Source organism: Candidatus Afararchaeum irisae (assembly GCA_034190545.1).
Classification (GTDB): Archaea; Halobacteriota; Halobacteria; order Halobacteriales; family Afararchaeaceae; genus Afararchaeum; species Afararchaeum irisae.
This window is the reverse complement of the sequence record JAXIOF010000026.1, coordinates 1-7389: the sequence shown is the minus strand read 5'-3', so window position 1 is coordinate 7389 and position 7389 is coordinate 1. Positions and strand designations below refer to the sequence as shown.

At 54.8% G+C, this 7389-nt stretch carries 7 protein-coding genes, 1 tRNA gene and 1 rRNA gene; 5 read left to right on the top strand and 4 right to left on the bottom strand.

All coding sequences use genetic code 11. From position 1 onward, the window contains the following. Together SV253_03585 and SV253_03580 are read right to left on the bottom strand one after the other, a co-directional pair. Positions 1-1054 (bottom strand): 16S ribosomal RNA (locus SV253_03585); the annotation flags it as partial. A gap of 578 nt (positions 1055-1632) precedes the next feature. Then, the gene (locus tag SV253_03580) at positions 1633-2982 is read right to left on the bottom strand and encodes a TraB/GumN family protein (GenBank protein MDY6775147.1); all 1350 of its coding nucleotides are present in this window, start codon (positions 2980-2982) and stop codon (positions 1633-1635) included. Positions 2983-3072: 90 nt separating this feature from the next. On the opposite strand from SV253_03580, the gene SV253_03575 reads away from it, so the two are divergent. Continuing rightward, on the top strand, positions 3073-3474 hold the full coding sequence (locus SV253_03575; GenBank protein MDY6775146.1) for a hypothetical protein: 402 nt from the start codon (positions 3073-3075) through the stop codon (positions 3472-3474). A gap of 31 nt (positions 3475-3505) precedes the next feature. On the opposite strand, the gene SV253_03570 is transcribed toward SV253_03575, so the two are convergent. Beyond that, positions 3506-3880 carry a hypothetical protein gene (locus tag SV253_03570; protein MDY6775145.1) on the bottom strand — a complete coding sequence of 125 codons (375 nt, stop codon included), beginning with the start codon at positions 3878-3880 and terminating at the stop codon, positions 3506-3508. A gap of 8 nt (positions 3881-3888) precedes the next feature. Continuing rightward, a complete protein-coding gene (locus SV253_03565) occupies positions 3889-4242 on the bottom strand; it encodes a metal-sulfur cluster assembly factor (GenBank protein ID MDY6775144.1) in 354 nt (117 codons plus the stop codon). 90 nt (positions 4243-4332) lie between these two features. Here SV253_03565 and argF point away from each other — a divergent pair, with 90 nt between their 5' ends. From argF to SV253_03545, 4 genes are all read left to right on the top strand, one after another. Continuing rightward, positions 4333-5298: an ornithine carbamoyltransferase gene (argF, locus tag SV253_03560; GenBank protein ID MDY6775143.1), complete on the top strand. Its 966-nt coding sequence runs from the start codon at positions 4333-4335 to the stop codon at positions 5296-5298. Positions 5299-5430: 132 nt separating this feature from the next. Next, positions 5431-5515 (top strand) — tRNA-Leu (locus SV253_03555). A 448-nt stretch (positions 5516-5963) separates the two neighbouring features. Further along, positions 5964-6530: a hypothetical protein gene (locus tag SV253_03550; GenBank protein MDY6775142.1), complete on the top strand. Its 567-nt coding sequence runs from the start codon at positions 5964-5966 to the stop codon at positions 6528-6530. Positions 6531-6679: 149 nt separating this feature from the next. Next, the coding region (locus SV253_03545) for a HAMP domain-containing protein (protein MDY6775141.1) at positions 6680-7389 on the top strand (710 nt) is incomplete at its 3' end.

Here is a 7389-nt window from a genome sequence, read left to right as displayed (position 1 = left end):
GTGCGGGTCTCGCTCGTTGCCTGACTTAACAGGACGCCTCACGGTACGAGCTGACGGCGGCCATGCACCTCCTCTCAGCAGCGTCGAGTAAGGTCATCAACCTGACCGTCATTACTGCTGTCGGGGCCGGTGAGATGTCCGGCGTTGAGTCCAATTAAACCGCAGGCTCCTCCGGTTGTAGTGCTCCCCCGCCAATTCCTTTAAGTTTCATCCTTGCGGACGTACTTCCCAGGCGGCTCGCTTCGCGGTTTCCCTTCGGCACAACGCAGGCTCGTAGCCTACGTCACACCTAGCGAGCATTGTTTACGGCCAAGACTACCCGGGTATCTAATCCGGTTCGAGATCTTGGCTTTCGTCCCTGACCGTCGGATCCGCTTTCCCGAGGCGCTTTCGCCACCGGCGGTCCGTCGAGGATCTCAGGATTTCACTCCTACCCCCGACGTACCCCTCGGGTCTCTCGGTCCCAAGCCAGGCAGTTTCCACCGGACGTCCGCCCGTTGAGCGGGCGGATTTCCCGATGGACTTACCCGGCAGGCTACGGACGCTTTAGGCCCAATAATATCGGCCATCACTTGGTCTGCCGGTGTTACCGCGGCGGCTGGCACCGGTCTTGCCCAGACCTTATTCCTGTACCATTTTACGGTACAGAAAAGCCCACGCTTGGCGCGGGCACTTGGGGTTCCCTTATCGCGCTCTCGCACAGTGCAAAGGTTTCGCGCCTGCTGCGCCCCGTAGGGCCTGGGATCGTGTCTCAGATCCCATCTCCGGGTTCTTGCTCTCACAACCCGTACCGATTATGGGCACGGTGGGCCGTTACCCCACCGTCAACCTAATCGGCCGCAGTCACATCCTGTGGCGTCGGAACATTTGAGTGCCAAAGCATTCCAGCTGTAGGCACCTATAGGATATTATCCTCAGTTTCCCGAGGTTATCTCCTTCCACAGGGCAGTTTGACCACGTGTTACTGAGCAGTATGCCGAGTCCAAATGACTCTCGACTCGCATGGCTTAGTCGAACCCCAATAGCAATAGCCTCCGGCAGGATCAACCGGAATTTCCCTGCCCCAAGGGCAGGGAGGCTGGCGGGATTCCAGTAAGAACTGGAGCCCGGTGAACCGACACCTGTCGGATATCACCGAACTACCAGAGCTAACCTCAGATCCGATCTTACGGAGTTCCGCAGGGGTCAGACCCTCATGTCCTTCGGATCTTATCGTACATCACGTATGGGCTTAAAGGCTTTGATCCACGTCCATACGTGGATGAGAACCAAACGTTCCCATCTTAGTGCGGATTTGAACATTGGGAAGATGTGTACTTAAACACATCGGTTCCCGGTGGGGCACTCCCGAAAACCGGGAACACCTCCGTCACGTCTTCCGTACTTTAACGCATACCGTGTACCCACATAAACATGTCGGTTATCTGTCACGATATGCGAGCGGTGGCAGGAGAAGGCGTCCGTCGCGTCCTCCTCCACCGCGCTTCGCATTTCTTTGTATTACGGGGGGAAAGATAAGGGTTGTCAAAATCGCCCGCAGTGATAGGGGTTACCATCCCGCCTTTACATGGAAAGACATTTAGTTTAGATCTGAAACCGTGTGAAGAACCGTGAAAGACCGAAACGGTGAGGTCAGAAAAGAGAAGTCAGACTGTCCCAGCTGTTGGCGAGCCCGCGCGAGAGGAGACGCGCCATGTCGACGTCAGCCCCTAGGTAGGGTAGGAGAACGAAGACGAAGAGTGCTGTTCCGACCATACTTCCGACGTTAGTAAGTGCGACGACGAGAAAGAGTCGGAAGGTGGGAATGCCGTAGATGTCGGAGAAGACCTCACGTAAAGTAAGAGTCGTGTCGTTGAGTGTCTCGTTTATACTTGTTATGTCGCGCGCGCTCACGTCTGTGTGACGTAGCTCGACGTATCCCGCGAACCATCCTGGGGCGAGCGCGGGGTTTATCGAGGTCATCCATGCCACGAGTCCTCCGGTGAGGGCACTCGTCAGACGTCCGCCTGCTACGAGAGCCCCTGCGAAAGACAGAACCCCGTTTATCGCGAACCAGTAGACGAAGAGGCGTGCGAGGAGTGCGTTCGATGCTCCCGCCATGAAGAGGAGGACGAACATCAGAACCACGAAGCCACTTATGAGGTATCCAACTATCTTGAACGGCGAGAAGGAGAAGGGGAGTAAGCCACCGCCCGAGTCGGCAGTCTCGGGAACGTCAGGTATGCTCTCTGGGTCTTCGAGGTACCTCTCTATGCCCGGCTTATGTCCCGCTCCTATCACAGCGACTACCTTATGTCCTTGGTCTCTGAGATCGACGAGATTCGAGGCTATGTAGGCGTCACGTTCGTCGATGAGAGCCTCCGCGCCCCGGGGGGAGAACTCACGGAACTCCTCCATTAGACTGTGAACCATGTCGCCCTTGGCTATCTCCTCGACGTCTATCTCTTCTCCGCCTCCGAAGCCGAGTAAGCCCGCTACGAGAGCACCGAAGAACTTGATCTTCTCTAAGAAGGTCATCCTCGACCAGAGACGTTTGACCGTGACCTGTATGTCCCTGTCTACGAGTGCGACGGGAATCGCGTACTCCTCAGCCGTCTCGACCGCAGCCATCATGTCAGCGCCGGGCTCTATTCCGAACCTCTCACCGAGACGTGTCTGTATGAAAGAGAGAAGCCAGTAGACGAATATCTCGAATCCCTGAAGGAGGTCACGAGGGTCGAGGCTCTCGTCGTTCTCGCCCTTCATAGACAGATACCTCCTCTCGTCGAGCTCGACAGCTACTACGTCGGGTTTCTCTTTCTCTATCGACTCGCGTACTCTCTCTACGCTCTCGCGTGAGACATGGGCAGTTCCGACGAGGACGACCTCGCCTCGGTCTGGGTCTGGGTCGTGGTCGTCTGTCCCGACCTCAGCCTCGGAGACGTCTGGGTGAGATGCTGAGAAGTCCTCGTCGGAGTCTGAGTCAGAGTCAGAGTCGTCCATCGAAATCTGGAGTATATAATTCGATCTCACGGATACGTCTTCCGGATCAGAAGACGTATACTTCACCGACTCCGACTCTGTGTAAGCTCTATGTCAGTCGATAAAGACGAAGAAAAAAGTGACGACGAAGACGTCTGTCTCGCTCTCTCGTTCGAGGGTGTCGTAGACAGGTTTCGTAAGCCGAACGAGGTCTTTGACTCGGTCTCGGGCTGGACCGACCACGTCGGAATAGTGAGTTCGAAGCCCAAACACGTAGTGAACGGATTCTGCACGAGCCGTGACATACACATAGACTTCTTCTCCGACGAGGGAGGTAAGTTACAGACATTACAGAAGACGAAGGAGAGAGGAAGGTTTGACTCCGACCGTTACGTCTTCGTGGGTGCTTCGAGAAGGGACGAAGCCGTAGCCGAGAAGGCAGGATGGGAGTACACCGACGTCGAGGAAGCCGCCGAGAGGGGAAGCTGGGATCTGAGTCAGGAAGAGAAGTAGAGACGTAGAGACGTAGACGAAAATAGTCTTACTAGGAGTCAGAGATTTCCCATCCGAACTCCCGTGAAACGTCTTCGAGTTCGACGTACTCCCAGCCGGCTCTGTCTGCTATTACCTCGTCTCTCTTCCCCGAGCCTATGTAGACGTACTCCGTCTCGGGAGGATGGTCTTCCTTCTTCGACCTCTGGAGGCAGTCGAGCTTTCCGGGGAGTGAGTAGAAGTCTATATGTACGTCGTGTTTCCTTCCGAGGTCTTTTATGACGTATGTCTCCGCCGAGTCGCTGAGGACTCCGATCTCTTCGGCTCTCTTCTTGAGACGGCGGAGAGCCTCGCCCTCGTCTTCGAGACGCAGGAGATCCTCATACGAGACACCGACGTGTGTGTCCGAGTCTATCTCGGGGCTCACGTCTTATACTATACGTTGATACCCATCGCTCTGAGCTGTTTCTTCCCGTCGTCGGAGACCTTCTCGGGCGACCAAGGAGGCTGCCAGACGAGTTCGACGTCTACGTCTTCGACGCCGTCGACCTGTTCGGCTGTAAGCTCTACGTCACGCACAATCGCGTCGGCAGTCGGACAGCCCATGCTTGTGAGAGTCATGTCTATGTCTATCTGTCCGTCGTCTATATCCATCTCGTATATCAGACCTAGATCGACGACGTTTACGGGTATCTCGGGGTCGTGTACCTCTCTGAGAGCGTCGAGTACCTCGTCCTCAGTGACCTCGGACTCGGCTTCGGAATCGTCTCCGGATTCAGCTTCGGACATACCCCAACTTTGTATTTAGTAACCAAAAGGTTTGCGTCGTGCGTCCTGGTTCGTATACTTTTTAATGACTGGGGTTCGTCATAACATACCATGTCGACGTCATCTTCGGACTTGAGTTCGAGCCTGAGTGATTTCATAGGACTTGACTCAGTCTCACGCCACACGTTAAGACATCTCCTCGACGAAGCCCGACGTATGAAGAGTCAGTACGAGGAGATGGACGGACATCCCCATCCTCCTCTCGGCGACAGAACACTCGGGATGGTATTCCAGAAGCCCTCAACGAGAACACGTGTCTCGTTCGAGACGGGAATGACACAGCTAGGCGGACACGCCGTGTACCTCTCGGAGAACGACATACAGCTCAGACGTGGTGAGACCGTAGCCGACACTGCGCGCGCCCTCTCGGGATACGTAGACGGCATAATGGCACGTGTACACGACCACGGCGACGTCCTCGAACTCGCCGAACACGCCGACGTTCCCGTAATAAACGGTCTGAGCGACTACAACCATCCTTGCCAGGCACTCGCCGACTTCTTCACTATACAGGAGGTGAAAGGAGACTTAGACGAAGTCGATATAGCCTGGGTAGGCGACGGTAACAACGTCTGTCACTCACTTCTCCACGCGTCTTCGAAGCTCGGTTCCAACATCAGAGTCGCTACGCCAGAGGGGCTCGAACCCGACTCGGAGACTGTAGAGAACTCGCGATCTTTCGCAGAGGAGTCCGGGAGCGAGGTTCTCCTAACTCACGACCCATCTGAAGCTGTAAACGACGCCGACGTGATCTACACAGACGCGTGGGTCAGCATGGGAGACGACAACCGCGAGGAGAAGCTGGAGAAGTTCGACGGCTTCCAGGTGAACTCGGATCTACTCGGAGACGCCGACGACAGCTACGTCTTCATGCACTGTCTTCCCGCACACAGAGGAGAGGAGGTCACAGACGAGGTCATGGACGGCGACCACTCCGTGATATGGAGACAGGCAGAGAACAGGATGCACGTGCAGAAGTCGGTTCTCAAGAGACTCCTTCTCAAACAGAAGGGTTAACACTCTGTAACGATAATCTCGGGTATGGACGTAGAGATAGACATGAAGAAGATAATAGCCATTCTGTTCGCTCTCGCGATGATACTGTCGCCCTTTGCCTACGTTCTAATGTAAACTCAACTCAGTTTTAGGGCGAGGGTTGCCGAGCTTGGCCAAAGGCGGCGGACTTAAGATCCGCTCCTGAAGAGGTCCAAGGGTTCGAATCCCTTCCCTCGCATTCGAACTAAGTGAGAATCGAGGGACAGTGAACGGAGTGACCATGTCCCTCGCAGTGAACGAACGATTCTTAGAGTGAGTGAACGAGAAGGAAGGATTCGGATCAGGGAAGGAAGTGCGGTAGCACGGACTGACCGAGGTTCGAATCCCTTCCCTCGCATTCGAACTAAGTGAGAATCGAGGGACAGTGAACGGAGTGACCATGTCCCCCGCAGTGAACGAACAGTTCTTAGAGTGAGTGAAGAAATTTGATTAGCACGATAAATCCCGAGTTTTACAGGCTTTCTGGAGCATAGGGGTATTTCTGGAGTTTAGTATGAAAATCCGGCTTGGATTGAGGTCTCCGAGCTGGTCTTAGAACCCATTTATGGTGCGAAAAGACGTCTTTGTCAAATTAAAGAGGTTTCTTAGACAAAGACTTATATAATCGTAAGCACACCTAAGACCAAATGTCAGGTGAAAACGGTGGGATTACGAACAGGCTGGGATTCAAGATAGTCGCAGTTATTCTAGTATGTAGTCTAGTTCCTCTCGGTATTACGACCTACATAACTGAAACCGAGGCTGAGACGGCTCTTGAGTCAAAGTCTACTCAGGTATACGAGTCGAAGGTCAGCGGAATCTCGGACAACGCCAAGACTAGGTCGGAGTTCTACCAGAGACAGGTCAAGGTAGTCGCCGCGAACCCCCACGTCCAGAGACTTGTCGAACACAGATATGGGAACGAGACGATAAGCTCACAGGTCGACGAGTACGAGAAGGGAACTGCTTATCCTCAGATACTCGGTGAAAACCAGGAGTACCAGAAGACACAGGAGTTCTTCCAAGACGTCGGTGAGGACAACCCCAACATCGACATGATACGTGTCTTCTGGAAGGACGGTAACGTCCTCACAGGCTACAAACTCGGCGAGGAGGACACTAAGGACTACAAGGGCGACAAGATCTGGTTCGAAAAAGTGATGAATCCCGACGAGGTCGAGTCCGACGGCGTCTACGTCTCGTCTCGTCAATAAACATAGCTAGGGCGACCGACTCTCCCGCGATAAGGTATGCTACTCCCGTCGAGGTCGACGGCGAACGTGTCGGACTCGTCATAATCAACTACGAGGCAAAACAGATCACAGCACCCGTCAAGAACCTCGAGATAGGTGAGGGGTACGGAATGCTCGTCGACCCGGCGTACACCAACGCCGAGGGCGAGGAGATCGGTGCGGCTTACGTAGCCCACGGCGAAAACTCGAACCTGGAGTTCAACACTTCTGTAGCCGGGAACCTCAACATACCCAGCGAGGAGCTATCGGGAGACAACGGAAGTTTCAGCTACACGCGTAACGGCGAGAAGTGGCACGCCGAGTACCAGAGAATGACACTCGCAAGCGGGGTAGAGTATTACACTGTCGCCGCAGTTCCCGTATCACAGATGCTCTCGGCGTCACGTGAGATACGGAACCAGAGCATACTCATAGCCGGAGGTTCGGCGTTCGCGGTTCTCCTCGTGGGATTCTTCATGTCACGCCGTATCGCGCGTCCGATAAGGAACCTCGCAGAGGACGCCTCGGAGGTCGCCGACGGAAAGCTCGACCACGACATACGTAGGTCGGATTACAGCGTCGAGATGGAGCGTCTGACTGACGCTGCGTGTGACATGAAGAACAACGTGGTCGAATCACTCGACGAGGCGGAGGAAGCCAAGGAAGAGGCGGAGTCTCAGAAAGAGGAAGCAGAGAAGGCAAAACGTGAGGCGGAGGAGATGAGACACCATCTCGAAGACAAAGCCCAGGAGTACGAAAACGTGATGTCGGAGGTAGCCGACGGCGACCTCACCCTCAGAATGGACTCCGACAGCCGGAACGACGCCATGAACTCAATCGC